This window comes from Roseibium sp. (assembly GCF_050301095.1).
In the GTDB taxonomy this organism is placed as follows: domain Bacteria; phylum Pseudomonadota; class Alphaproteobacteria; order Rhizobiales; family Stappiaceae; genus Roseibium.
Genome location: NZ_JBNKYW010000187.1, coordinates 1 through 24,472 on the forward strand (window position 1 = coordinate 1; position 24,472 = coordinate 24,472).

A 24,472-nucleotide genomic window follows, 5' to 3' on the forward strand; every position below is an offset into this window, starting at 1 on the left:
CCCAGTCCCATACCGCCTGAACTGGTCTTGGTGGAGAAAAACGGATCGAAAATCCGCTCCCGCAGATCTTCCGGAATGCCGGGCCCGTTGTCGGAAATCCGCAGGCGGACCTGTTCGCCCGAAACATCCGCACGCAGCAGAACCTCGCCGGCATCCTCCGTCGCGGCGGCATCGGCACCATTGCGCAGCAGGTTGACCAGGATCTGCTCGACCCTGAAAGGGGCGGTTTCGACTTCCAGCGGGGTCGCAGGCAGGTCCAGTTTCAGAACGACACCGGTTTCCTCGAAGCGTGGCCGGACGATCTTCTCTGCCGTGCGCACACTCTCGCGCAGGTCGATCTTCTCGATCCGGCTTTCTGCCGGCCGCGCGAAACGCTTCAGCTCCTGCGTCAGGCTTGCCATTCGCGATTGCAAAGCGTCGATCTCGTCGAGATTTTCCGCGGCCGTTCCCGTATCCCCCTTTTCCAGAAACTTGCGCGTTCCGGCCACGAACATCCTGAGCGCGGCAAGCGGCTGGCTGAGTTCATGGACGACGGCTGCCGACATTTCACCGACGGCGGCAAGACGATTGGAACGGGCAAGGCCGCGCTGCGCCTCAAGAAGCTCGCGCTCGACCCGGCGGCGTTCCTGGATTTCCCCGACCAGGCGCGTGTTCAGTTCCTTCAGTTCCGCCGACTCCCGGCGCAGTTCGACCGACGCCTTGCGCAGCCGCCGCCCGCGCAGCACCAGAAGCACGACGGCGTAGGCAAGGCAAAGCGACAGGGTCGCCGCCCAGATCGGCAAGACGCTCTTGCGCGCCTCCTGAACCGGCACCAGGAAGTGCAGGGTCCAGCCCAGCAGCCCGACATCAGACGTATTGTGACGGTAAACCCTGCCGTCGATGCTGACCTGCTCCCTGGCTTCGACCGGCTGGCGGCTGACCGGCTTGAGGTCCTGCCCGGCATACTGCCGCGTGGATTCGATCATCCGGCGCACGTCTTCCGGCAGCACCGAAAGGCTGCGATAGCGCCATTCCGGCCGGCTGGACAGGAAGATCACGCCGTTGGCATCGGAAGCGAACACGATCTCGCCCCCCTCGGCCCAGGCTTCCTCCAGGGGCCGCATGTCCACCTTGACCACAGCGACCCCGAGAGGGGCACCTGTCACCGGTGTCGGGCGCGCCAGGAACAATCCCGGTTCATCCGAGGTCGCCCCGATTGCGAAAAATTGCCCCTCTTCGCCCTTGATTGCCGATTTGAAGTAGGGACGGAAGCCATAGTTCCGGCCGATCAGAGACAGTTCGTCCTGCCAGTTGCTCGCCGCCAGCGTCGTGCCCTCGGCGTTCATCACATAGAGCAGTTCCACACCCGAGTTTTCCGCCATCTCCTGCAGGAAACGATTGGCACTTTCCACTGGCTGCCCGAGGCCCAGCACGAAAGTGGCACGTGGATCCCGTGCGATCATGTAAGGCAGATAGCGGTATTTCTGGTACTCTCCCAGAATCGTCTGACGGTAGAGCGTCAGACGCTCGCCCGCTTTCCGGTCGACGGCGTCCCGGTCCAGTTCAAGGAACAACTGGACCAGTACGAAGGCGGCAGCCACGAGGAGAAAGGGCGGCAGGGCCAGATAGAGCCAGCGTTTCGACATGGCCTCATAATGCGTATTTTTTTAAAGTCCGCCACCGGCACGTTTCCCGTTCCATTTGATTTGATACGCGTCAAGGACGTGTCGCGCGGCTGTCCTGTAAATTTGAATGAAGGCTGGTGCGAAGTCGTCACCGCCGATGGAGGGATCAATGCCTATCAAAGACATACTGACCGTTCTCGATCTTGCCGGCGATCAACCGGCCGCGAAATACGCCCTTGAATTCGGTCGCAACTACGATGCCCATGTGACGGGACTGGCGGTATCGTTCGAACCGGTGGTGCCGGCCTTCGCAGCCGCCCCGATGCCGGTCGACTATCTGCAGGCCGCGCACGAGCAGGCCATCGCCGCCGCAAAGGAATCCCAAGGCAAGTTTGACGAACTGGCACGGCTCACTGCGGTCAAGAGCGAGAGCCGCGTTGCGGAAATCCTGACCGGCGGCCCGCTGGAGAACGTGCTCGTTCATTGCCGCCCGACCGATCTGGTCGTCGTCGGACAGGTCAATCCGGACCAGCCCGAACCCATGCGCGAACTGCTGATCGAAACCATCCTGTTCGAAAGCGGAGTGCCGGTGCTGCTGGTACCCTATATCGGCAGCAAGGAATACCAGCCGAAAAACGTGCTCATCGGCTGGGACGGCAGCTCCACCGCGACGCGCGCCATTCATGCCGCACTGCCGATCCTGGAAAGGGCGGAAAACATCACCGTTCTGGTGATCGAGAAACCGGGCAGCAAGAGAAGCGGTCAGCCCGGCGCGGACGTGGCGAGCTATCTGGCGCGTCACAACATGCAGGTCACGATCGAAGTCGTCACCAACCCGCAGGCCAGCGTCGCCGACACGGTTCTCAATCATGTCTCAGACAACTCCAACGACCTGGTCGTAATGGGCGGCTACGGCCACAGCCGCATGCGCGAATTCCTGTTCGGCGGGGCCACGCGGGAGATCCTGGAAGCCATGACCGTCCCGGTGCTGATGGCGCACTAATCAGCTTTTCGCAGTGCAAAACACCCGCGGATCTGACACAATCGGATCCGCGGGTCCTTTTTGCCGGCGCCTCCTGATTGACCGAGTTTTCCCAAGCACTTCGAAAGGATTGCCCCGTGACCATCCGCAATCTCGAAGGTTTTTTCGCGCCCCGTTCCATCGCTGTGTTCGGTCCCTGCCGCCATCCGGGCGTCCTGACGGGCAAGCTGATGGACTGCCTTCAGGAAATCGAAGCCGGTCACCGGGTCACGCTGGTCGGTATCGACGAGGAGGTTCCCTTCGAGGTCCGGAAGGTGGCCCGGCTGGAGGATCTCACCGAGCATCCGGATCTTGCGATCTATCTTGCAAGGGCGGAAACCCTGCCCGATACGATCCTCAAGCTGGGCGCGGGCGGCACCCGCGCGGTCCTGATCCCTTCGCCCGGCTTCGAGACCTGGCCGGCGGACCTGATGCAGGCCTGCCGTGAAGCGGCCAGGGCCACGAACCTGCGCCTGATCGGACCGGGCAGCCTTGGCCTTTCCGTTCCCGGTAACAGCCTCAACGCACTTTTGAGCGCGGAGCCCGCCAGGAAGGGAGACGTTGCTTTCTTCTCACGCTCGGGCGCCGTGCTCAATGCCACGCTGTCCTGGGCGAAATCCCACAACACCGGATTTTCGGCAGTGGTCTCTCTCGGGGCCCGTCTGGATGTGGATGTCAGCGATCTCATCGACTATTTCGCACAGGACTACCGCACGCGCTCCATCGTGCTGCACCTGGAAGGCATCGCCGATCCGCGCAAGTTCATTTCCGCGGCCCGGGCGGCGGCCCGCAGCAAACCGGTCATCGTCCTGCGATCCGGCAAGAGCCGGGACACGGGAGGCACCGGACGCACCCATGCCGGGCGCCTTGCCAGAACCGATCTGGTGTATGAAACCGTCTTCCGCAGGACCGGTCTTCTGCGCGTGCACGATCTCGATGAAATGTTCGAAGCTCTTGAGACCCTGTCGAATATCCGCGTGCCGCGTTGCAAGGCGCTCGCCGTCATCGCCAACGGACGCAGCCTGGCAAGCCTGGCCGTCGACCGGCTGATGGATCTCGGCGGACAATTCGCCCATCTGGAACCGGAGACGCGGGAGGCGCTCGACTCGCTCAGCCGCAACTATGCAGACCTGAGCGTCACCCCGGCGGCAAACGGCACCGTCATCCTGCAGGACGATGTCACCCCGGAGAACATTACCGCTGCGATCACCACCGTTTTGAAGGACAACCGGGTCGACGGCGCGATCGTGCTTCAGGCCGCCAGCGCTTTCCAGCCGCTGACCGCAATCGCGGGCGCGATCTCCGAGGCCGCGGCGGCTGACCGCCGCCGGACCGGGCGGCGCAAGGCGCTGGTTGCGGGTCTGGTCGGGGCCGATGACACCATCCGGGCGGAATTGTCCGCCGCGAAGATCCCCAATTACCCCAGCCCGGCAGAGGCAGCCCGCAGCCTGATGCATCTGGCGCATGATGCCGAAGCCCGTGAGTTCCTGATGGCAGCCCCGCCGAGCCTGCCGACGACTTTCTCCCCTGACATTGCCTCGGCGCGTGCCCTTGTCGAAGCGGCGCTGGAAGAAGGCCGGAACTGGCTGACACCACCGGAAGCCTGCCGCATCCTGAAGGCCTACGACATTCCCATCATGGCGACCGAACTGGCGGCAACCGCCGAAGAAGCCGCCAGGCTGTCAACGCCCTTCTTCGAAAGTGTCAGGCACTGCGTCGTCAAGCTGATCTCTCCGGACCTGCCGTTCAAGTCGCGGATCGACGGTGTCCGGCTCGGACTTGAAAATCCAGAGGCGGTCGAACGGGCTGCCGAAGAACTGTTCGACAATACCCTGCGGAACTACCCCGATGCCCGGATCACCGGCGTCTCCATTCATCCGATGCTGGAAGACCGCCATGGTCTGGAACTCTACATGGGTCTTGCCGAGACACCTGAATTCGGGCCCGTGCTTGTGTTCGGCCAGGGCGGAACCGCCATCGAGGAAAGCGAGGATATCGCGCTGGAACTGCCGCCGCTCGACCTCAATCTTGCCGAGGCCCAGATCAGAAGAACACGGATCGCCCGGCTTCTGGATGGAGGCCCCTCCCGCCCGGCACTCGACCGCGCGGTGCTAGCTGAAACACTGGTCAAACTGTCCCAGATCACCATCGACATTCCGGAAATCCTGGAACTCGATATCAACCCGATGGTCTCCCTGCCCACCGGCCTGATCGGCCTCGACGCGCGCATGACCCTGTGTCATCCGGAAAGGCGCCCCGGGCGAGCCGGCAGCTCCCGCCTCGCCATCTCCCCCTATCCGCAGGAATGGGAACAGCACCAGACACTCAAGGACGGGCAGCGGGTCTTCCTCCGCCCGGTCCGCCCGGAAGACGAGGATCTCTTCAAGGCCTTTTTCGAGGAAGTGACACCGGAGGATTTGCGGCTCAGGTTCTTTGCGCCGGTCCGCGATTTCAGCCACCGCTTCCTTGCCCGCCTCACCCAGCTCGACTATGCCCGCGCCATGGCCTTCGCTGCGGTTGACGAGGACAGTGGCAAATTGCTCGGCGTGGTACGGCTTCACGCCGATCCGGATCACCAGACCGGCGAATATGCCATCATGGTCCGCTCCGACCTTAAAGGGCACGGGCTCGGTCTGGCCCTGATGCGCCTTATCATCCGCTACGCAAAGGCTGACGGCATCGAGACAATCAAGGGCGAGGTTCTGAAGGAAAACACATCGATGATCTCCATGTGTCAGGCCCTCGGCTTCAAGGTCGGCACCTCGCCGGACGACCCCGGCATCGCTCTGGTAACCCTGCCGGTGGCGGATGTGCCGGAAGAGGCTTGAGGCTGGCCGAACGTCAGATGCCTTGACTTGCCGCTTCGATTGACGTCCGGCCTTGAGTTTTCAGCATCGAAAATTCTGCAAGCCGCCCCTGCCTGGGCAGGGGCCCGGTAAACACTCACTTTTGCGCCACGCATCAACGTCAGTGGTTACCGGATCCCGGGTCTCCGCTTCGCTTTGCCCGGGATGGCAAGAGAAGAACTTGAAATGTGTCTGCCGGACCGCAGCGCCTTACTTGGCCTGCGCCGCTGCTCGGATCTGGCTGAGGGACGCGGCGGGCGTGATGGCTTCCGGGTCAAGCTTCAGATGCAGGATGGCCGGCAGGCCGGAGGCCGCTGCGCGTTCGAAGGCCGGGCCGAACTCTTCCGTTGTTTCCACCGTTTCGCCGAAAGCGCCATAACTGCGGGCAAGCGCGGCAAAGTCCGGGTTGACCAGCTTGGTCGCCGACGGGCGGCCCGGATAATTGCGCTCCTGATGCATGCGGATGGTGCCGTACATGCCGTTGTCGATAGCAAGGACGATGATATTGGCGCCTTCCTGGCAGGCGGTGCCGAATTCCTGCATGGTCATCTGCAGGCAGCCGTCCCCGGCAAAGCACACGACTTGCCTGTCCGGAAAGGTCACCTTCGCGGCAACGGCGGCGGGAAGACCATAGCCCATCGAGCCGGAGGTCGGCGCAGCCTGTGTCGCAAATCGGCGGAAGCGGTGGAAGCGGTGCAGCCAGGTGGCGTAGTTGCCCGCCCCGTTGGTGCAGATCGTATTCTCGGCAAGGTTTGCTTCCAGCCACTCCATGACGCCTGCCATCTGCAGGCTGCCCGGAATTTCCGGCCGGGCGCCGGACCAGGCCAGATAGTCCTCATGTGCGCTTGCGGCCCTGCCCGCGCCCTTGATCTCGGTGGGCGGCTGCAGGCCTTCCGCGGCCTTGCAGAAAGCGGTCGGGCTGGCGTTGATCGCAAGCTCGGGACGGTAGACGCGGCCGAGTTCTTCGGCGTCCGCATGCACATGCACCAGCTGCTGCGACGGCGAAGGAATATCAAGCAGTGAATAGGACTGACTCGGCATTTCCGACAGGCGGCCGCCGACGAGCAGAACCAGATCGGAAGCCTTGATCCGCGCCAGCAGCTTCGGATTGATGCCGATGCCGACATCGCCGGCATAATTCGGATGCAAGTTGTCGAACAGCATCTGGCGGCGGAAGGAACAGGCAACCGGCAGCTCGAAGCGTTCGGCAAAGCGGGTGAATGCGGCGACTGCATCCTCCGACCAGCGGCTGCCGCCGAGGATCGCGATCGGGCGCTCGGCGGCCCAGAGCCGCTTTTGCAGGTCGGCCATCTGGGTCAGCCCCGGATGCGTCTCCACCTGGGTCCAGGCAGGCGGCTGCGGCGCGTCGGCCATCTCCACCAGCATGTCTTCCGGCAGCGCCAGAACGACCGGACCGGGACGGCCGGAGGTCGCAACGTGCCAGGCGCGGGAGATGAATTCCGGCACGCGGTCGGCATGGTCGATTTCCGCCACCCACTTGGCGATGCCGCCGAACATCTGCCGGTAGTCGATTTCCTGGAAGGCCTCACGCTCGCGCATGCCGCGCTCGATCTGACCGACGAAGAGGATCATCGGCGTGGAATCCTGCGCGGCCACGTGAACGCCGGCGGATGCGTTGGTCGCCCCGGGGCCACGGGTCACCATACAGATGCCCGGCTTGCCGGTCAGTTTGCCGTAGGCATCGGCCATCATCGCCGCTCCACCTTCCTGACGGCACACCGTCACGGCGATGGAGGCATCGTAGAGCGCATCCAGAACCGCCAGATAACTTTCGCCGGGCACGCAGAACACACGTTCCGCCCCGTGCCGCTCTAGCGCTTCCACCAACAATTCGCCGCCGGTCTTCTGGCTCATGTCCCGATTCCTGCTAAAAAATTTCGCTGTTCATTCTATACCGTATGAAAGACAGGTCCGTCAGAGGCAAAAACCAGATTAATTAGCAATGATTTCATTCCAAAATGGAAGAAACTTCTCTGTTCAAGTTGCAGCATTCACGAACAGGAACCGGACAGACACGCCCCAAACGCGAGCGGGCGCCGGTTTCCCGGCGCCCGTTGATTACAATCCAGTCTACCAAAAGCCGGCGAGGTCACCCCTTGCGCTTGACCTCGATCTTGTGCGCCTGCGGCCCCGTTTCTTCCGGACGCGGCAGGATGACCGTCAGCACGCCGTTGTCCATATGGGCCTCAATGCCGTCCTTTTTCGGCGCAAAGGGCAGCGTCATCACCCGCCGGAACGAACCGAAGGAACGTTCGCTCACGTGACGATCCTTTTCGTCGACCGTCTTTTCTTCCTGCTTTTCGCCCTTGAGGGTCAGTGTCCTGTCGGAGACCGAGACGTCGATGTCTTTTTCCGCGACGCCCGGCAGTTCCGCCGTCAATTCCAGCCCCGTATCGGTCTCGCTCACATTGACCGACGGGAAGCCGCCCGCGAAGGGGCTTCCGGCCGGCAGTTTGCGGCCAAAGTCCTCAAAGAGCCTGTCCATTTCCTTTTGAAGGGACATAAAGGTTTTGTTCGGGTCGTTCCAAAGAGAAGGAATCAACGAAGTCATTTCAGCATCCTCCTGTTTGCTTCAGCTTTTCAAACAAAGGCCCCGCATGTACCCCTGAGACAGAACGTCAGACTGACAGTACGGTCACCACCTGGAACGTGTGCATTTCGCCATCTTCGTCCTTGATGGAAACATATTCGCCCGGGTTGAAGGCATGAGCGCCGAAACGGTAGCCCGCTTCATCGTCGTCCTCGCCGTCGATGTCGTAGTGAAAGGCCCAGGACCCGCCCGGCCTGTGGATCAGATGACCGACTTCTTCTTCCTCGTTGCCCCAGAACCGGCGCACGCGACAATGCTGGCGCTGCTTCTTCCAAAGGGCCGCGTCGATATGGCCGGTTTCGTCCAGCGGCGCGGTGAACTCATACCCATGGCGTGCGGAGCCTTGCGGATATTCTTTGGTCCGGGCCAGGTTCAGCCTGATCTTCTTCAAAGCCGGATAGTCGCTCATGGGATCCTCCTTTACTGACATTCCTGTTTATTTGTGCCACATCGCTGTCACATCACATTGAGAAGGATCAAACCTTCCCGAACGCTCTCAGGGCACAATCCGACCGGTTCAAAAGAAAGGCGGGACATGCAGCAGCCCCCCACGCAGAACGAAGTCCTTCAGTTTCTGGCAAGCCTGTTCTCTGGCGGCCCGGCGGATGCCGATTTCAAGCGAATCGACACCCATGCAAATATCGTGTTCCTGACCGGCAGCAAGGCCTACAAGATCAAGCGGGCCGTCCGATTTCCCTTTCTCGACTATTCAACCCTTGCCTTTCGCGAAGCGGCCTGCAAGGCCGAAATCAGCTGCAACCGGGCGAATGCGCCTGACATATATATAAGAGCTCTTCCGGTCACGCAGGAGTCCGGCGGCGCACTGGCGCTCGACGGTGCGGGCGAACCTGTCGAATGGGTTGTCGAAATGCACCGATTCGAGCACAGAGACGAACTCGACGTCATTGCGGCGGAAGGTGCGTTCTCCAACGCCCTGTCGGACAAGCTCGCGGAAATGATGGTGGACGCCCATGCCATCGCACCAATGCGCGATGCCGCCGGCTTCCATGCCGAGCTGGTGTCCTATGTCGAGCAGAACGACGCCGCTTTCCGCGAACACCCGGAGCTGTTTTCTCCCGACGACGTCAACCACCTCACAAGGATGTCGCGCACGACCCTGGCTTCGCTCCACGAGCTGATCCTGAGGCGGGGCGAGGAAGGTCTGGTCCGCCGATGCCACGGCGATGCCCATTTGCGCAACATCGTCATGATCGACGGCAAACCCGTGCTCTTCGACGCGGTCGAGTTTTCAGATGCCATCGCCACGGGCGATGTGCTTTACGACCTTGCCTTTCTCTTGATGGACCTTTGGGAACGCGGCCAGCGGCATGCGGCCAACCGGGTCTTCAACCGCTATCTCGACAAAAGCCTTCTGGACAACGACCCCGCGGGACTCGCCGCCCTGCCCTTCTACCTGATGATGCGCGCCGCAATCCGCTCCAAGATCGCCGCCAGTGCCGCGCTCAACCAGAGCGATGCCGGCCAGAGGCGGCAACAGGAGAAACTGGCCCGGACCTATTTCAGCTATGCGCTTCAGTTCCTGGACCCGTCCAGACCGAAGCTCATCGCCATCGGCGGTCTGTCCGGCACGGGCAAGACCACCCTTGCCCATGCGCTCGCGCCGGAAATCGGCCGGGCACCAGGCGCGCGTGTCCTGCGCACCGACGTCATGCGCAAGCGCCTTCTAAGGATATCCGAAACGGAGACGGCTCCGCAGGAGGCCTACACCCTTCAGGCGTCAAAGCGGGTCTATGAGGCCCTGGACGAAACCATCCAGGCGGTTCTCGCGGCCGGACATTCGGCCATTTTCGACGCCGTCTTCGCGGCTGAAAGCGAGAGGCAGCGGATCGAGGAGGTTGCCCGCCATGTCGAGGCGGACTTCGCCGGACTGTGGCTGTCCGCCCCTGCCGAAGTGCTCAAGCAACGGGTCACCGGCCGCAACGGCGATGCCTCCGACGCGACGGCCGGCGTGATCGACCAGCAGCTTGCCTATGACCTCGGAGACATATCCTGGCCGCGGATCGACGCCGGCGGCAGCATGGAAAAGACAGCGGAAGCCGCCCGCAGGGCACTCGACAGCGTCAAAGGCCCGCGGCCCTAAAGGCCGCGGCGGCACCGGCCGCGCAAAAGACCGCGACATATTCCTTCTTCAGCCGGACCTGAACGGCGGCGGCAACCACGAGGCAGAGGCCAACGGCAAGTCCGCCCTGAAGCACGATGGGCAGGATTGTCGAAACGATGATGGCGCCCGGCAGCGCTTCAAGCCCGCGGCGTATGCGCGGCGTAATCGGCAGGCGGCCCATCACCCAGTAGCCCCCGGCTCGCAGCGCATAGGTGACCGCCGTCATGCCGAGCACGGCAAGCAGGAACATCCTGTCGGCGGAAAAGGCGGCATCAGTCATCGAGATAGGCCCCCGCGAAGGCGCCGGCGATAGCACCGGTGAAGATGCTCCAGTAGCCGCCGACCAGATACCAGGTGAGCGCGGCGACACCGCCGGCAAACAGCCAGCTGACCGTCTGGCGCCTGCCCTTCCACAGCGGCACCAGAAGCGCGGCGAAGAAGGCCGGCAAGACCACATCCAGGCCGAAGGCCTTCGGGTCGGAAATCAGGCTGCCGGCGAAATAGCCCGGCACGACAGCCAGGGACCAGATGGCCCAGGTGAACAGTCCGCTGCCGAGATAGATGCCCCAGTCGCGGGTGCCTTTGCCATATTCGGAGAGCGCCAGAAGCCAGTTGAGATCCGTCAGAAAGAACAGTGCCGGATAGGTCTGCGTCGCCGGAACCTGGCCAAGCCAGGGCCTGAGGCTGGCGCCGATCAGCAGCATGCGCATGTTGACCGCAGCCGTCACCCCGACCATCGCGATCACCGCACCCCAGGTGAGCGGATCCTGGTAGACCTCCATGGCGACGAACTGGCTGGCCCCGGCAAAGACCAGGGAGTTGATCATCACCGTTTCCAGGAAGGTCAGCCCCTTCTGTGCGGCGACGGTTCCGAAGACCAGCGCGAGTGCGATGATGCCCGGAGAAACCGGAATGCACATGGCGGCGCCACGCACACAGCCATTGAAGCTGAGGGTCACGTTTTTGTTCAGCATGGGTTTCCAAGAGTTTCGCGAGCAGCGGACAGGCCGCGCAGAGAAACCCGACTATCCCTGATAATATCCCTGAGGACCAATAAATCCTTTTGATCAAAAGATCAAAAAAGTTGCTTCATTCAACCAATCTCGCAGATTCAAAACAGAACCCCGTAGATCATGCGCAGGCCGGTGAAGCCGAGAAACAGGGCGAAGACCAGCTTGAGCCTGGCCGGGTCGATCGCATGGGCAATCTTCGCTCCGAGCGGAGCCGACAGGGTTGACGCCGGAATGATCAGGAAAAAGCCGATCAGGTTGACATAGCCGAGGGAAAACGGCGGCCGGTTCTCCACGCCCCAGCCGAAATAGATGGACAGCAGAGTGCCCGGGACCGCGATAATGAGACCGATGGCCGCCGCCGTGCCGACCGCCTTGCGAATCGGATAGTTGAAGAGCGTGAGTGTCGGCACGCCGAGGGTGCCTCCGCCGATCCCCATCATGACCGAAATGCCGCCGATCATGAAGCCGAGCAGTTCCTTGACCGGCGATCCCGGCAGGCTTTCAGCCAGATGCGAGCCATTCTTGCGGAACATCATGTTGGCGGAGACGGCCAGCGCCACGAACCCGAAGACCAGCGTCAGCGCTCCGCCGGAAATGTTACCGGCCAGTGTTGCCCCGGCAACCACGCCAAGGGCAATCGCCCACCACCAGCGCCGCAAAAGATCCATGTCGACGCTGCCGCGCTTGAAATGCGCACGGGCGGACGAGGTACCTGTTGCCAGAATGGTCGCGAGCGAGGTGCCGACCGCCACATGCATCAGCACGGACGGGTCGACCTTCAGGGCGATGAACATGTAGTACAGCACCGGAACGATGACGATACCGCCCCCGACGCCCAGAAGGCCGGCAACGATCCCGGCGACCACGCCGGTCGCAAGCAACGCGATGGCCAACAGGCCCAGGGAGAAAAGACTGAGATCTTCCACGCCGATATCCTCGTTCCCGCGGCCCGTGAAGATCCGCGCGCCGTCAAAATACAAGATCAATCACCTAGACCAGCCGGGACCGGTTTTCCACCCGCAACCGCGGACAATCTGTTTTGACGGAAGGGCAAACTCTTGATGTTGCCCTGAAATGCGGACAGAGTTCTGCCGTGAGACATCCGCCGCGGGAGGATAGATGACCGGTCACTGGCTTGCGATCTATACATTCGGACAGTTCCGCACCAGGGCGGATCATCCCGATGTCGAACCGTTCCATGCGGCAGAACCCGGCGTTTGGGCCACCATGGAAGGTGCGGAAGGTTTCATCGGCCGCTCCGGCTATGAGGACGAACCCGGACCGGAGAGCTGGGGCGAACAGGTCTATCCGAAGTACTGGACCGACAATGGCGACGGCTGGGCGCCGTCGACGGTGTCGCTCTGGCAGACCCTTGAAACCGCACTGGCCGCCGTCTACCGCGGACCGCACGCGGAGATCCTGCGCCGGGGACCGGATTTTATTCAGGACACATCCGATTACCCAGCCTATGTGCTGTGGTGGGTTCCCGCCGGACATCAGCCGGACTGGATCGAGGCGGTCGACCGGTTCGAATTGCTCGCAGACAACGGTCCGTCGCCCGAGGCCTTCACCTTCCGCAACGCATTTGACCCGGCCGGCAGGCCCGTTGCCACCGATGACTGCAAATCCAGGGAAATCGCCGAGAGAAACCGACTGCGGTCAGAGCCGCCGAGAACAATGCAGTAGGTCACTGCCCACCGGACATCTCGAAAACTGAATGTGAAAGGGAGTGGTACAGACGGGTGGATTCGAACCACCGACCTTCGGAGCCACAATCCGACGCTCTAACCAACTGAGCTACGTCTGCACAAGGCCGCTAAGACGGCGGGGACCGTATATCGGGCCGGACCGCCGCTTGCAAGGGCGTCTTCTAAACCCGTTTTTTCCAACCGGCAAGCGTGAATTTTCGGAAATTTCCGCCCTGTTGAAAAGAAAATGCCCGGGGAAAGCCCCGGGCATCACGTATCCTTCGGCCAGCCTCTCGGGCCGGCTGAACCGGATCAGTTGACCTTCAGTTCCTTGAAGGTCTTTTCGAAAGCTTCCTTGACCGGGGCGGAAACGTCGGTGCCGAGTTTGGTGGCAAGTTCCTGCATTTCCCTGGTCTGGGTGCTCAGCGCGTCGAACTGCTGACGGGCGAAGGAGGACTGCAGCTCGATGGCTTCAGCCAGCGTCTTCGCGGACATGACGTCCTTGACGAAAGTGAAAGCAGCATCGGCATTAGACTTGGCGGCATCGACAGCCTTGTGGTTGAATTCCACAACGCCCTGACGGGACGTTTCGAAGGTGTCTTCCATCAGATCGGTCGCGTCTTCAGCCGCAGTCTTGGCCTTCGCGTAAGCTTCGCGGGCATTCTCGATGCCTTTTTCGGTCACTTCGCGGAACGCCGCCGGGACTTCGAGCTTCGGCATTGCGAAAGCTTCGAATTCCGGGAAAGCAGCAGTGGTCTTTGCCTTGGTGCTACGGGCTTTCGTGGCCGTCTTGGCCTGGGTAGTGGTCTCGGTCATGATCTCATCTCCTTGAGTTCGGATGCGATCACTGGTGTAATTTCTTCCGCCGGATCACTTGCCGGCGGACCTTGTCGTCATCCGCACCCCCTACATAGTACGCTTCTTGCTGCATTGCAACATTTTTTTGCAGCGCACAAAAAACTTCCGTAGGGGATCTTTGGGATTTTTTCCCGCTCCTGCAGGAAACCACGCGCAATAAGGGCAATGCGGTCAGTACCTTCAACCGGCAAGGCGGCGGCGGTGCAGAGAGTTTCGGCAGGAAATTCTCCCTGCGTCAGGTGCCCCGGAACGGGGATGGGCGCAAGGCATGCCGGCATGCCTTGCGCGGGACCGGCGGAAACAGCCGGTTACTTCTTCTGCGCAGCTTTGGCGGCGTCCTGAACGGTCTTGGAAGCCGTATTGGAAAACTCGCGGGCCTGTTCCCCGAGGTTTTCCATCTGGCTGCGCAGATAGTCCTGCTGCAGCTTCATCATGTCCTCGACGTTGTCCGCCTTGACCAGGGCCTGGGCGAATTTGAAAGCGGCGTCGACTTGCTCTTCCGCGAAGGTCAGCGCTTTCTTGTTCACGTCAGAGGCACCGGCCTGAACAGCATTGGCACTGTCTTCCACATTGGTCACCGCCTTGTGGGTCGCTCCCATGAAATCGTCGAAGGCCTTGCGGGCCTGATCGACGCTCTTTTCGGCGAAGTCGCGCATCTGCTCGGGAATTTCAAAACCGGTCTTGTCTGTGCTCATTACTGGCTCCTTGAACCGCAGGAAGTTTACGGTGTGTCATCCTAAGAACTTTCCATGCCAAAAATTCGTAACACGGAGATGTCTATCCGGCAAACTTGTCTGCACGGATTAACCACGCCTTCATGTAACCCCTTTAAGAACCTCGCTTTACGTGGACGCGCCTAGAGATTGCTAGTATTAACAGAGTGTTTATCATCTAGGGCAAATCCGCCACACGCGCCCCGGCGCAAGGTGCCGCAGACCAGTTTGGAGCAGAGGCATGGACAAAAAGATCCAATCGTTCCTGGAACTGACAGCCACGAATGATCTGGTTCAGCTTGTCGCCGACAAGAGGGCAGCCTGGCTCTGGTCGGCGGACGGCGCCCGCATCCTGTGGGCCAACGCCGCCGGTGCGTCGTTTTTTTCCGCGCGCTCGCCGGACGACCTTGCTCGCCTGACCACTCTTGAGCGTTCTCCCGCCCGTCCGCACATCGCCCGCATAGCCGAAGCCGGCCCGACGGACAGGTTCAGCATCGACCGCCTCCGCTTCTACCGGGGTCTCAGGGTCATGCTGCTGACCTGTCAGTGCAAATGCGTCGAACTGGAAAACGGCGAAAAAGCAGCGCTTATCATTTGCGGCGACCAGGGACTGGCGCTTACCAGGGACCCTGTAACCGGCTTCGCCCAGATGCTGACCGGCAAGGAAGACACGGTTTTCCTGACCTTCGACGGCCGTGTAACGGAGCGGCTCGGCGCACTTGAGGGCACGCCGGAGGATCTGGACCTGCCGGAAGACCAGACAGCCCTGATCGGCCCGCTTGAACTGGAAGGCCGTTTCCATGAAGGGGTCGTCTTCCAACTTCCGGACGAATGCAAACTGATTGTCCTGGAAAACGCACCGCTGGCAGACACCTTCGAGACAGGGAACGAAAGTCCTGCGATGCCGATTGCGGCCGAAGGCACGGACGCGGACGAAAGCGAGCCGGATGCAACGGAGCAGGCACCGATTGCAGCATCTGACGTGACGCCGACCGGCGAAGCGGAAGAGGTTCCCGCGCTTGCCGAGGAAGCCGGGGACGACGGTAACGCCGAGGTTGCCGGAAGCGGCGTGCTGGCGGATGAAGAAGAACCGGAAGCCGGGTCCGCAGATGCCACCGAAGGGGCTGGCGAGATGTCGGCAACCGCCGGTCTGGACGGCCCAACGGACGAAATCGCCGTCTCTGAAGCGCCTGCGGCGGAAGAAACCGGAAGCGAAACGCCCGGGGGGGCTTCCGCTTCCGGAGACGGCGCAATGCAAGGCGCTGATGAGGCCACGGCCGAACCTGCCGCAGCGGAGACCCGACCCTCACCCACGCCCCCAACGGAACCGGAAGAAAAGGGCGAAGATAGCGAAGCCGGTGCTGAAGAGCCGGAGAGAACGGAGGAGGAAACGGGGACCGGTTTTGTCTTCCAGCCGCGCCGCCGTCCGGTCCGCTTTGCCTGGAAGATGGACATCAACCAGCGGTTCACGTTCCTGTCGGACGAGTTTGCGGATGTTCTGGGACCGGAGGCGACGGATATTGTCGGCCTGACCTGGGAAGAGGTCTCGGACCGGTACGACCTCGACCCCCGTGGCCAGATCGCCCGGGCACTCGACCGCCGCGACACCTGGAGCGGCAAGACCGTCGACTGGCCGGTGACCGGCGCCCCGCTCCGGGTTCCCGTCGACATGGCTGCCCTTCCCGCCTTTGACAGGAACCGGAGGTTCGAGGGCTACCGCGGCTTCGGTGTCTGCCGGACGGCCGATGCGATCGAGATTGAGGAAAGCCTGTTGAGCCCGGCGCTGGCAGCTTTCGATGAGACCTTTGCCTCCACGCCACAGACGGAAGACCCGGCGGAAAGCAGTGAACGCGAAGACGCGGCGGAAACGCAGACCACCGAAGACGCTCCGGAGCCCTCCGCGCCTGAGGAGGGCAGTGACGCCGGGACCGATGCCGGCCTGACGGAGCAGGAAACCCTGGTGGAGGAAGACACCGGCGCGTCCCGGGGAGACGAGGCCGAGGTACCGCCGGAAGACGGGGATGCTGTTGCCGCGGAAACGGACCAGCCCGCCGAAACGGAGCCCCAACCGGCCAGGGCGAAGGAAACGATTGAGGACCTGAAGCCGGCACAGCCGAATTCCTTCGCAGGCAAAACCTTTCTCGGTGCAAGCGCCGCTGCGCTTGTCGGCTCTCTCTCCAAATTCACCGGCAAACCGGTTCCGGCAACTGAAAGCAAGGTTGCGGCATCGGCAAAACCGGAGCTGGCGAAACCGGAAACCTCCACGCCAGCCACCTCTGAAAACGGTGAAGGGGAACCAGCAGGAAGCGCATTGGACGCAAAGCTGAAGGCGCTCGAAACCGGGACCGCCCCTGCCGAGGAAACATCTGCCAGGAAATCGGAAGACCCTGCGGAAGAACTGACGGAGGCAGACGCCCCCGCCAGACTGTCGGACGACGCCAGCCAGGAACCGGACACTGCCACGGCCGGACCGGATACCGAAGGAGAGCCGGAAACGGAACCTGTTCCCCCGCAGACTGAAGCAGCCGCACCTGAAGACACCCAGGAAGAAGAACCGACCGGCATTTCCGGCCCGGCGGCCCTGATGCCCGCGGAAATCGAGAGCGCGGTCAAGTCATTGGCGAAGTCCTACAAGGCCACCGAGAAACTTTCCCGCGATCTTTTTGAAGACTCACAGCCTCGGGAAAACGAGACCGCTTCTGGATCCGGACACGAAACCGACGGGGAAACCCGGCAAGATGACGTCACGGGCGCGCTGTTGAAACGGGAGCCCAAGCAAACCTTCGAGCCTGAAACCGCCGAGACGGAAACGGAAGAGGATACCGCCGTCGCGGAGGAAGCCACCGTCCCTGACGGGCAGGAAACGGAAGACAATTCCGAGTACGTGACGCCCTCGACGGAGGACGAAGGCCTCTCGGCGGAAGAGCGCGAGTTTTTCCAGGAAACCGCCGCCTATGAGGGAGAGGATCAGGCCGCGGCAGCTCCCGCAGGCGGTGCGCAGACGGAAGGGACCAAAGCGGAAAGACCGACGACCGGCGAGGTCATCCCGCTTGCCACGGTCAAGCCGCGCGTCGTTCCCGTGGACACCTCCGGTCTCTCCCGGCCGGAGCGCCAGGCCTTCCGCAAGATAGCCGAGGCGCTCGGCGCGCGTCTGGAAGGCGATCTCGAGGATTTTGATGCACCCGACACGGCTGACGAGGTCATAGAGGAACTGCCGCCGGAAGTGCCGGAAGCCGGGCCGATCGATCCGAGCCTGCTTGACCGCCTGCCGATCGGCATCGCCATCGCCCACGACCGCGAGGTCCTTTACGCCAACAAGGCGCTGCTTGCCATGCTCGGCTACCGGTCGATCAAGGCGCTTTCCGAAGCAGGTGGACTGGAAGCGCTTTTCATCGACGACACGGAAGAACTGCCCGACGCGGAGGGCATGGAGGACGAAGTCGACGAGGCGATGAAGTTGCGCCTGGCCGACGGCGGCGTCCTGAACGTCGACGCCCATATGCATTCTGTTCCCTGGAACGATAGCCGCGGCCTGATGATTTCCATCACCGAGCGCCCGGCGAAACCGGCCCCCGGTGCCGCGGCCCCAGCCTCTCCCAATTTCTTTGCCGAGGTTCGAGGCGAACTGGAAAGTGCCCGCAGTCAGATCGCCGAAATGGACACGATACTTGAAACGGCCACCGACGGCGTTCTGGTGCTCGACCAGAAAGGCACGATCCTGAAGGCAAATGGCTCTGCGGAGGCGCTCTTCAGCGCCAACCGCTCCGACATGATCGGCGCGCCTTTGAGCGATTTCCTGGCGCAGGAAAGCCACCGGGCGGCTGCTGACTACCTCGATGGACTTACCCGCAACGGCGTCGCCAGTATCCTGAACGACGGACGCGAGGTGTTGGGCAAGGTACCCTCCGGCGGCCTCATTCCGCTGTTCATGACCATTGGCCGCATCAACGGCAATGCTGAAGACACCAAATACTGCGCGGTCCTGCGCGACATCACCCAATGGAAAACGGCCGAGGAAGAACTCACCCAGGCCAAGCGTCAGGCCGAGAACGCCAGCTCGCAGAAGTCCGATTTCCTCGCCAAGATCAGCCACGAGATCCGCACGCCGCTCAACGCGATCATCGGCTTTTCCGAAGTCATGATGGAAGAGCGTTTCGGCCCGATCGGCAACGACCGCTACAAGGACTACCTGAAGGATATCCGGACTTCCGGCTCACACATCATGAGCCTGATCAACGACCTGCTGGATCTGTCCAAGATTGAAGCCGGCAAGCTGGACCTCAAGTTCACCGCCGTTTCGACCAACGACGTGATCAACGAGTGCGTGGCCTTGATGCAGCCGCAGGCCAATCGGGAGCGGATCATCATCCGGGCGAGCCTGCCCGAATCCGTACCCAATGTGGTCGCTGACCAGCGCTCGCTGCGCCAGATCGTCCTCAACCTCCTGTCCAACGCCATCAAATACAACAAGTCCGGCGGCCAGGTGATCCTGTCAACGGCGCTGGAGAGCAACGGCGAGGTGGCCTTGCGGGTGCGGGATACGGGAACCGGCATGACGGCGAAACAGCTCGCGGCCGCACTGGAACCCTTCCGCCAGCTTCATACCGCCACCCGCGGCGGCGGCACCGGCCTTGGCCTGCCGCTGACAAAGGCACTTGTCGAAGCGAACCGGGCAAGCTTCCACATCGATTCCACCCCCGACCAGGGCACGCTTGTCGAAATCATCTTCCCGACCCAGCGCGTCCTTTCCGAATAACGTGCTGCTTGCCGCCCTGCCGGCCCGACAATCGGACTGCCGGCTGCGGTGTCATGGGAGCCTTCACCAGCCACGGCTCTCAGACGGCACCGTCGTCCTGCAAGCGCTCCTGCCGGGGTGTGATCTTTTGCCACGCCTTTTCATAACACCTTTGTGATCGCCCATCGCGATTCCACATTCCTTCGGCTTTCATAAAGTCGAGTATTAAACTCCTGTTTTATCTCTCTTTTTTCGCGCAATAGTGGAGTTTTAGTCTCCAGTTAGTTTTGAATCATTCTAAACTATTGATTTTTATAGCTTTATTGACTTCAAACGTTCACCGAGACATATTCCGGCCAACCCAACGGCCACTTGGCCATGTCAAAACCAGATCGTTCGGAGTCCATAGATGCGTTCCACCTTCCGCACCCTTACCTGTGCAGCCGCCTTCACGTCGGCGGCCTTCCTGGCCATGCCGGCCCACGCCGATGGCGAGGTGAACATCTATTCCTATCGCCAGCCGTTCCTGATCCAGCCGCTGCTGGACGCCTTCACCGCGGAAACCGGAATCAAGACCAACGTGGTCTTTGCCTCCAAGGGCCTGGGTGAGCGGATTGCGGCCGAAGGCAAGAACTCTCCGGCAGACGTCATGATGACGGTCGACATCGGCCGCCTGGACAGCGCCAAGCAGCTCGGCATCACCCAGCCTGTGGCCTCCGATGTCGTCAACGAAAACATCCCGGCTCACTTCCGCGACCCGGAAGGCCACTGGATCGGCCTGACCACCCGCGCCCGCGTCATCTACGCCTCCAGGGACCGGGTCGACCAGGACAGCATCACCTATGAGGAACTCGCCGATCCGAAGTGGAAGGGCCGCCTTTGCACCCGCTCCGGCCAGCATGTCTATACCATCGGCCTGATCGCCTCGATGGTTGCCCACCACGGGGTCGAGGAAACCGAGGAGTGGCTGGCGGCCGTTCGCGACAACCTTGCGGTCAAGCCGTCCGGCAACGACCGCGGCCAGGTGAAAGCCATCTTTGCCGGCGAATGCGACATCTCCCTCGGCAACACCTATTACATGGGCAAGATGCAGACCAACGAGAAAGAGCCCGAGCAGAAGGAATGGGCCGCAAGCGTTCGCATCCTGTTCCCGAATACCGAAGACCGGGGCAGCCATGTGAACATCGCCGGCGTCGTTCTGGCAAAACATGCGCCGAACAAGGACAACGCGGTCAAGCTGATCGAGTTCCTGACCTCGCCGGAAGCCCAGAAGATCTATGCGGAAACCAACTTCGAATATCCGGTCAAGCCGGGGGTGGAAGTGTCCGAACGGGTCAGCAGCTGGGGTGAGTTGAAGCCCGACACACTGCCGCTTGCCGATGTCGCCAAGTATCGCAAGACGGCCAGCGAGCTAGTCGACAAGGTCGGCTTCGACGACGGTCCGGCCTCCTGAGGCCGTTTGCCGGACGACCAAAGAAAGCGCCGTTTTCGAACGGCGCTTTTTGCTTTTTCAACCAATAGCCTATAGAGCTTCCTGCGAACCGTTATGAACTAGAAGACCGCCCTTGCTCCGTACTCCCACCCTCACCCTTGCCGACCGTTTCTGGCAATGCGCCGCGCTGGTGATTGCCGCGCTCGTGCTGCTGCCGCTTGCAGCCATCGTGTGGTTTGCCTTCACACCGGCAGCTGATGTGTGGCGCCATCTGCTGGCAACGGTGCTTCCCGGAGCCCTGAAAACCACGCTGCTGCTGATGCTGGGCGTCGGGCTGACCACCGGCGTTACCGGCGTCCTCACCGCCTGGCTGGTCACCATGTGCAACTTCCCGGGCCGAAAGATCGTGGACTGGGTACTGCTGGTCCCCTTGGCGGTTCCGACCTATATCGTCGCCTTCGCCTACGTGGAGGTCCTGGACTACACGGGGCCGGTCCAAAGCCTGATCCGGTCAGTCTTCGGTTTCCAGACTTCGCGGGATTACTGGTTTCCGGAAATCCGCTCGCTCGGCGGTGCCATCTTTGTCATGGGGGCTGTGCTTTACCCTTACGTCTACCTCACGACGCGGGCGAGTTTCCTTATCCAGTCCGCTTCCACCCTCGACGTCTCCCGCACGCTCGGTGCCACGCCTTACGGGCTCTTTTTCCGCGTCGCCCTGCCGCTTGCCCGGCCGGCGATCGCCATCGGCATTTCGCTCGCCCTGATGGAATGCCTCAACGATATCGGCGCGGTCACCTTTTTCGGGGTCAAGACCCTGACCTTCTCCGTCTACGAGACCTGGCTCAACCGCTCCAGCCTCGGCGGTGCGGCGCAACTGGCACTGGCCATGCTGATGATGGTTCTGCTGCTTTTGTGGCTGGAACGTTTTGGCCGCCGCAAACAGCGTTTCGACAGCGGCGGCGGCTCAAAGCACCGCCCGCCGACCCGTTTCGACCTGAAGTCCTGGCAAGCGGCCCTCGCCCTGCTTCTCTGCCTGACACCGGTCTTCGTCGGCTTCGTCGTACCGGGCCTGTTGCTGGCCGACCGCGCCAGCCGGCGCCTGGACGAGCTTTACTCCGACGGCTTCCTGCACACGGTTTGGAACAGCTTCAGCCTTGCTGCCGTGGCCGCGCTCCTGACCGTGGTGATTTCCGTTTCGCTCGCCTATGCCTTGCGTCTCAACGCCAACAGTCCGCTGAAGGGCGCCGTCCGCCTCGCCTCGATAGGTTACGCCATTCCGGGAACCGTCCTTGCCATCGGCATTCTCGTTCCGCTTGCCGGCTTCGACAACTTCCTGGATGCCCGCATGGAAGGATGGTTCGGCATCAATACGGGTCTTTTGCTGCTCGGTAGCGGCACCGGACTGGTCTATGCCTATGTGGTCCGGTTTCTCGCCGTTTCCTACGGACAGGTGGAGGGCGGTTTCGGCCGGATCTCGCCGCACCTCGACATGGCTGCCCGCACACTCGGCCGCAACACCGGCCAGACCCTGTCCCAGATCCACCTGCCGATCCTGAAACCGGTCCTCCTGTCGGCGGCGCTGCTCAGTTTCGTCGATTGCATGAAGGAACTGCCGGCGACCATTCTCCTGCGCCCCTTCAACTTCGACACGCTGGCAACCACGGTGTTCGAAGCCGCCTCGCGCGAGGCTTTCGAGGAAGCCGCCCTGCCGTCGCTCGCCATCGTCCTCGTCGGCCTGATCCCGGTGATCTATCTTGCCCGCACCAGCGCCTCCTCCTTCCGGACCAAGCTCTCCAAACGGCAGTCGGCACCCTTGATCTGAACAGCGCTGCCGCGCCCGCACCTTGACAGTCCGGGCGCAAATCGCCCCTATGAAGCGGTTGTTCAATTCATTGCCGGGACGGTCATTCAATGGAAAAGAAACACCAGATAAATCTTTGGTATGCCTTCATCGCCATGATGCTGGTGTTCCTGTTTCAAAGCTGGTGGACCACCTATAAAACCGTCGAACCGATCCCCTACAGCGAATTCGAACAGCTTCTGAAAGAGAAGAAGGTCGAGGAAATTGCCATCAAGGAGAACACCATTGAAGGCAAGTTCAAGGAGCCTTTGAAGGACGGCAAGAGGTATTTCGTCACCACCCGCGTCGATATTCCACTGGCGGATCAGCTCAGCCAATACGGTGTCAAATTCACGGGCGTCATCCAGAGCACTCTCCTGAGAGACATCCTGTCCTGGATCGTGCCCGTTGCCCTTTTCTTCGGGGTCTGGATGTTCGTCATCCGCCGCTTCGCGGAAAAACAGGGGTTCGGCGGCATGATGACGGTCGGCAAGTCCAAGGCCAAGGTCTATGTCGAGACCGGGGTGGAGGTGCGTTTCGAAAACGTCGCCGGCGTGGACGAGGCCAAACGCGAACTGAAGGAAGTCGTCGACTTTCTGAAGGATCCCGGTTCCTACGGCCGTCTCGGCGCCCATGTTCCCAAGGGCATCCTGCTTGTCGGCCCGCCGGGCACCGGCAAGACGCTTCTCGCCCGCGCCGTTGCCGGTGAGGCGGAAGTGCCGTTCTTCTCCATTTCCGGCTCCGAGTTCGTTGAAATGTTTGTCGGTGTCGGAGCTGCGCGCGTGCGCGATCTCTTCGAACAGGCCCGCAAGACGGCACCCGCCATCATCTTCATCGACGAGTTGGACGCGCTCGGCCGGGCCCGCTCCAGCGGCCCGATGGGCACCAATGACGAAAAGGAGCAGACGCTCAACCAGCTCCTGACGGAACTCGACGGCTTCGATCCGTCGAGCGGCATCATTCTTCTGGGCGCCACCAACCGCCCGGAAATCCTCGATCCCGCGCTCCTGCGGGCCGGCCGTTTCGACCGCCAGGTGCTGGTTGACCGCCCGGACAAGATCGGCCGCCGCGCGATCCTTGATGTACATGTGAAGAAGATCAAGCTCGATCCGGAGACGGATCTCGACCAGGTGGCACAGCTGACGGCCGGTTTTTCCGGGGCGGATCTGGCCACCCTTGTCAACGAGGCCGCCCTTCTTGCCACGCGCCGCAACGGCGATGCGGTCACCCTGGCCGATTTCAACGAGGCCGTAGAGCGGGTGATCGCCGGACTTGAGAAGCGCAGCCGGATCCTGTCGGACAAGGAGCGCAGGACCGTCGCCTTTCACGAAATGGGCCATGCCCTCGTTGCAGCCAATCTGGAAGGCTGCGACCCGGTACACAAGATCTCGATCATTCCGCGCGGCATCGGCGCGCTCGGCTACACCATGCAACGCCCGACCGAAGATCGCTTCCTGCTGTCCGTCAGGGACCTGGAACACCGCATGGCCGTGCTCATGGGCGGCCGGGCTGCGGAAGACATCGTCTTCGGCGAAATTTCGACCGGGGCTTCGGACGACCTGCAGAAGGTGACCGAGGTCGCCCGCGACATGGTCATGCGTTACGGCATGGAAGCCGGGCTCGGCAACCGGGTCTATTCGACCCAGCGCCAGAATTTCCTCGGTCAGCCTGCCGGCGACTTCGCCGAGGTTTCCGAAGAGACCCAGCGGGAAATCGATCTGGCGATCAAGGCCCGCGTCGAAGCCGCCTTCAGCCGCGCCAAGGAGCTTCTGAACGGCCATCGCGAGGACCTCGACAAGGGCGCCGAACTGCTTCTTGCCAAGGAAACCCTGACCGACGACGATTTCCCGCCGATCCGGCCCATCGCCGAACGCAGGCAGGACGCCGCCGCCCAATAACGCCCTCAGGCGGCCGCGCTTGGGCTTGCCTGAGTCTGGTCCTGCGCGTCGCCCGAAGCCACAGATAGCCTCTTTTCAAATGCCTTCGACC

At 62.0% G+C, this 24,472-nt stretch carries 17 protein-coding genes and 1 tRNA gene; 8 read left to right on the forward strand and 10 right to left on the reverse strand.

Annotation, left to right across the window (positions count from 1 at the left end; genetic code table 11):
• A partial coding sequence (locus ACQY7U_RS17240) for a sensor histidine kinase (protein ID WP_428646908.1) occupies positions 1-1,625 on the reverse strand: 1,625 nt, incomplete at its 3' end.
• A 148-nt stretch (positions 1,626-1,773) separates the two neighbouring features.
• On the opposite strand from ACQY7U_RS17240, the gene ACQY7U_RS17245 reads away from it, so the two are divergent.
• Both ACQY7U_RS17245 and ACQY7U_RS17250 read left to right on the forward strand, forming a co-directional pair.
• Entirely contained in the window at positions 1,774-2,607 is an 834-nt protein-coding gene (locus ACQY7U_RS17245; protein WP_428646910.1) for a universal stress protein, read from the forward strand.
• 116 nt (positions 2,608-2,723) lie between these two features.
• Positions 2,724-5,453: a bifunctional acetate--CoA ligase family protein/GNAT family N-acetyltransferase gene (locus ACQY7U_RS17250; RefSeq protein ID WP_428646912.1), complete on the forward strand. Its 2,730-nt coding sequence runs from the start codon at positions 2,724-2,726 to the stop codon at positions 5,451-5,453.
• Between the two features lie 228 nt (positions 5,454-5,681).
• On the opposite strand, the gene ACQY7U_RS17255 is transcribed toward ACQY7U_RS17250, so the two are convergent.
• The 3 genes from ACQY7U_RS17255 to ACQY7U_RS17265 all read right to left on the reverse strand — a co-directional run bounded on the left by ACQY7U_RS17255 (position 5,682) and on the right by ACQY7U_RS17265 (position 8,491).
• Positions 5,682-7,346 (reverse strand): thiamine pyrophosphate-binding protein, encoded by a 1,665-nt coding sequence (locus ACQY7U_RS17255; protein ID WP_428646915.1) that lies wholly within the window; start codon positions 7,344-7,346, stop codon positions 5,682-5,684.
• 235 nt (positions 7,347-7,581) lie between these two features.
• Positions 7,582-8,043, reverse strand: a complete 462-nt coding sequence (locus tag ACQY7U_RS17260; protein ID WP_428646917.1) for an Hsp20/alpha crystallin family protein — start codon at positions 8,041-8,043, stop codon at positions 7,582-7,584.
• A 67-nt stretch (positions 8,044-8,110) separates the two neighbouring features.
• Positions 8,111-8,491, reverse strand: a complete 381-nt coding sequence (locus tag ACQY7U_RS17265; RefSeq protein ID WP_428646920.1) for a hypothetical protein — start codon at positions 8,489-8,491, stop codon at positions 8,111-8,113.
• 126 nt (positions 8,492-8,617) lie between these two features.
• Here ACQY7U_RS17265 and ACQY7U_RS17270 point away from each other — a divergent pair, with 126 nt between their 5' ends.
• A complete protein-coding gene (locus ACQY7U_RS17270; protein ID WP_428646923.1) occupies positions 8,618-10,183 on the forward strand; it encodes an AAA family ATPase in 1,566 nt (521 codons plus the stop codon).
• Here the strand turns inward: ACQY7U_RS17270 and ACQY7U_RS17275 are convergent.
• The 3 genes from ACQY7U_RS17275 to ACQY7U_RS17285 form a co-directional block, all read right to left on the reverse strand.
• Entirely contained in the window at positions 10,164-10,484 is a 321-nt protein-coding gene (locus tag ACQY7U_RS17275; protein WP_428646926.1) for an AzlD family protein, read from the reverse strand. The two genes, ACQY7U_RS17270 and ACQY7U_RS17275, sit on opposite strands and share 20 nt — an antisense overlap.
• Entirely contained in the window at positions 10,477-11,178 is a 702-nt protein-coding gene (locus tag ACQY7U_RS17280) for an AzlC family ABC transporter permease (RefSeq protein WP_428646929.1), read from the reverse strand. Before ACQY7U_RS17280 ends, ACQY7U_RS17275 begins: the two co-directional genes overlap by 8 nt.
• Positions 11,179-11,315: 137 nt before the next feature.
• The gene (locus ACQY7U_RS17285; RefSeq protein ID WP_428646951.1) at positions 11,316-12,143 is read right to left on the reverse strand and encodes a sulfite exporter TauE/SafE family protein; all 828 of its coding nucleotides are present in this window, start codon (positions 12,141-12,143) and stop codon (positions 11,316-11,318) included.
• A gap of 193 nt (positions 12,144-12,336) precedes the next feature.
• On the opposite strand from ACQY7U_RS17285, the gene ACQY7U_RS17290 reads away from it, so the two are divergent.
• Positions 12,337-12,903: a DUF3291 domain-containing protein gene (locus ACQY7U_RS17290; protein ID WP_428646932.1), complete on the forward strand. Its 567-nt coding sequence runs from the start codon at positions 12,337-12,339 to the stop codon at positions 12,901-12,903.
• A gap of 44 nt (positions 12,904-12,947) precedes the next feature.
• Here ACQY7U_RS17290 and ACQY7U_RS17295 read toward each other — a convergent pair.
• The 3 genes from ACQY7U_RS17295 to ACQY7U_RS17305 form a co-directional block, all read right to left on the reverse strand.
• Positions 12,948-13,024 (reverse strand) — tRNA-His (locus ACQY7U_RS17295).
• Positions 13,025-13,217: 193 nt separating this feature from the next.
• Complete coding sequence (locus ACQY7U_RS17300) at positions 13,218-13,721, reverse strand: phasin (protein ID WP_428646935.1); 504 nt, start codon at positions 13,719-13,721, stop codon at positions 13,218-13,220.
• 350 nt (positions 13,722-14,071) lie between these two features.
• Entirely contained in the window at positions 14,072-14,458 is a 387-nt protein-coding gene (locus ACQY7U_RS17305) for a phasin (RefSeq protein ID WP_428646937.1), read from the reverse strand.
• A 259-nt stretch (positions 14,459-14,717) separates the two neighbouring features.
• Between ACQY7U_RS17305 and ACQY7U_RS17310 the strand changes: the two genes are divergently transcribed.
• From ACQY7U_RS17310 to ftsH, 4 genes are all read left to right on the forward strand, one after another.
• Positions 14,718-19,232: an ATP-binding protein gene (locus ACQY7U_RS17310; protein WP_428646939.1), complete on the forward strand. Its 4,515-nt coding sequence runs from the start codon at positions 14,718-14,720 to the stop codon at positions 19,230-19,232.
• Positions 19,233-19,620: 388 nt separating this feature from the next.
• Positions 19,621-20,664, forward strand: coding sequence for a Fe(3+) ABC transporter substrate-binding protein (locus tag ACQY7U_RS17315; RefSeq protein ID WP_428646942.1), 1,044 nt, complete (start codon positions 19,621-19,623; stop codon positions 20,662-20,664).
• Between the two features lie 112 nt (positions 20,665-20,776).
• Positions 20,777-22,465, forward strand: coding sequence for an ABC transporter permease (locus ACQY7U_RS17320; protein WP_428646945.1), 1,689 nt, complete (start codon positions 20,777-20,779; stop codon positions 22,463-22,465).
• A gap of 89 nt (positions 22,466-22,554) precedes the next feature.
• Complete coding sequence (gene ftsH, locus ACQY7U_RS17325) at positions 22,555-24,381, forward strand: ATP-dependent zinc metalloprotease FtsH (RefSeq protein ID WP_428646948.1); 1,827 nt, start codon at positions 22,555-22,557, stop codon at positions 24,379-24,381.
• Positions 24,382-24,472 lie beyond the last annotated feature (91 nt).

Coding starts and splice junctions, on each gene's coding strand:
- ACQY7U_RS17245 (WP_428646910.1), top strand. CDS start 1,774: ATGCCTATCAAAGACATACTGACCGTTCTCGATCTTGCCGGCGATCAA.
- ACQY7U_RS17255 (WP_428646915.1), bottom strand. CDS start 7,346: ATGAGCCAGAAGACCGGCGGCGAATTGTTGGTGGAAGCGCTAGAGCGG.
- ACQY7U_RS17260 (WP_428646917.1), bottom strand. CDS start 8,043: ATGACTTCGTTGATTCCTTCTCTTTGGAACGACCCGAACAAAACCTTT.
- ACQY7U_RS17265 (WP_428646920.1), bottom strand. CDS start 8,491: ATGAGCGACTATCCGGCTTTGAAGAAGATCAGGCTGAACCTGGCCCGG.
- ACQY7U_RS17270 (WP_428646923.1), top strand. CDS start 8,618: ATGCAGCAGCCCCCCACGCAGAACGAAGTCCTTCAGTTTCTGGCAAGC.
- ACQY7U_RS17275 (WP_428646926.1), bottom strand. CDS start 10,484: ATGACTGATGCCGCCTTTTCCGCCGACAGGATGTTCCTGCTTGCCGTG.
- ACQY7U_RS17280 (WP_428646929.1), bottom strand. CDS start 11,178: ATGCTGAACAAAAACGTGACCCTCAGCTTCAATGGCTGTGTGCGTGGC.
- ACQY7U_RS17290 (WP_428646932.1), top strand. CDS start 12,337: ATGACCGGTCACTGGCTTGCGATCTATACATTCGGACAGTTCCGCACC.
- ACQY7U_RS17300 (WP_428646935.1), bottom strand. CDS start 13,721: ATGACCGAGACCACTACCCAGGCCAAGACGGCCACGAAAGCCCGTAGC.
- ACQY7U_RS17305 (WP_428646937.1), bottom strand. CDS start 14,458: ATGAGCACAGACAAGACCGGTTTTGAAATTCCCGAGCAGATGCGCGAC.
- ACQY7U_RS17310 (WP_428646939.1), top strand. CDS start 14,718: ATGGACAAAAAGATCCAATCGTTCCTGGAACTGACAGCCACGAATGAT.
- ACQY7U_RS17315 (WP_428646942.1), top strand. CDS start 19,621: ATGCGTTCCACCTTCCGCACCCTTACCTGTGCAGCCGCCTTCACGTCG.
- ftsH (WP_428646948.1), top strand. CDS start 22,555: ATGGAAAAGAAACACCAGATAAATCTTTGGTATGCCTTCATCGCCATG.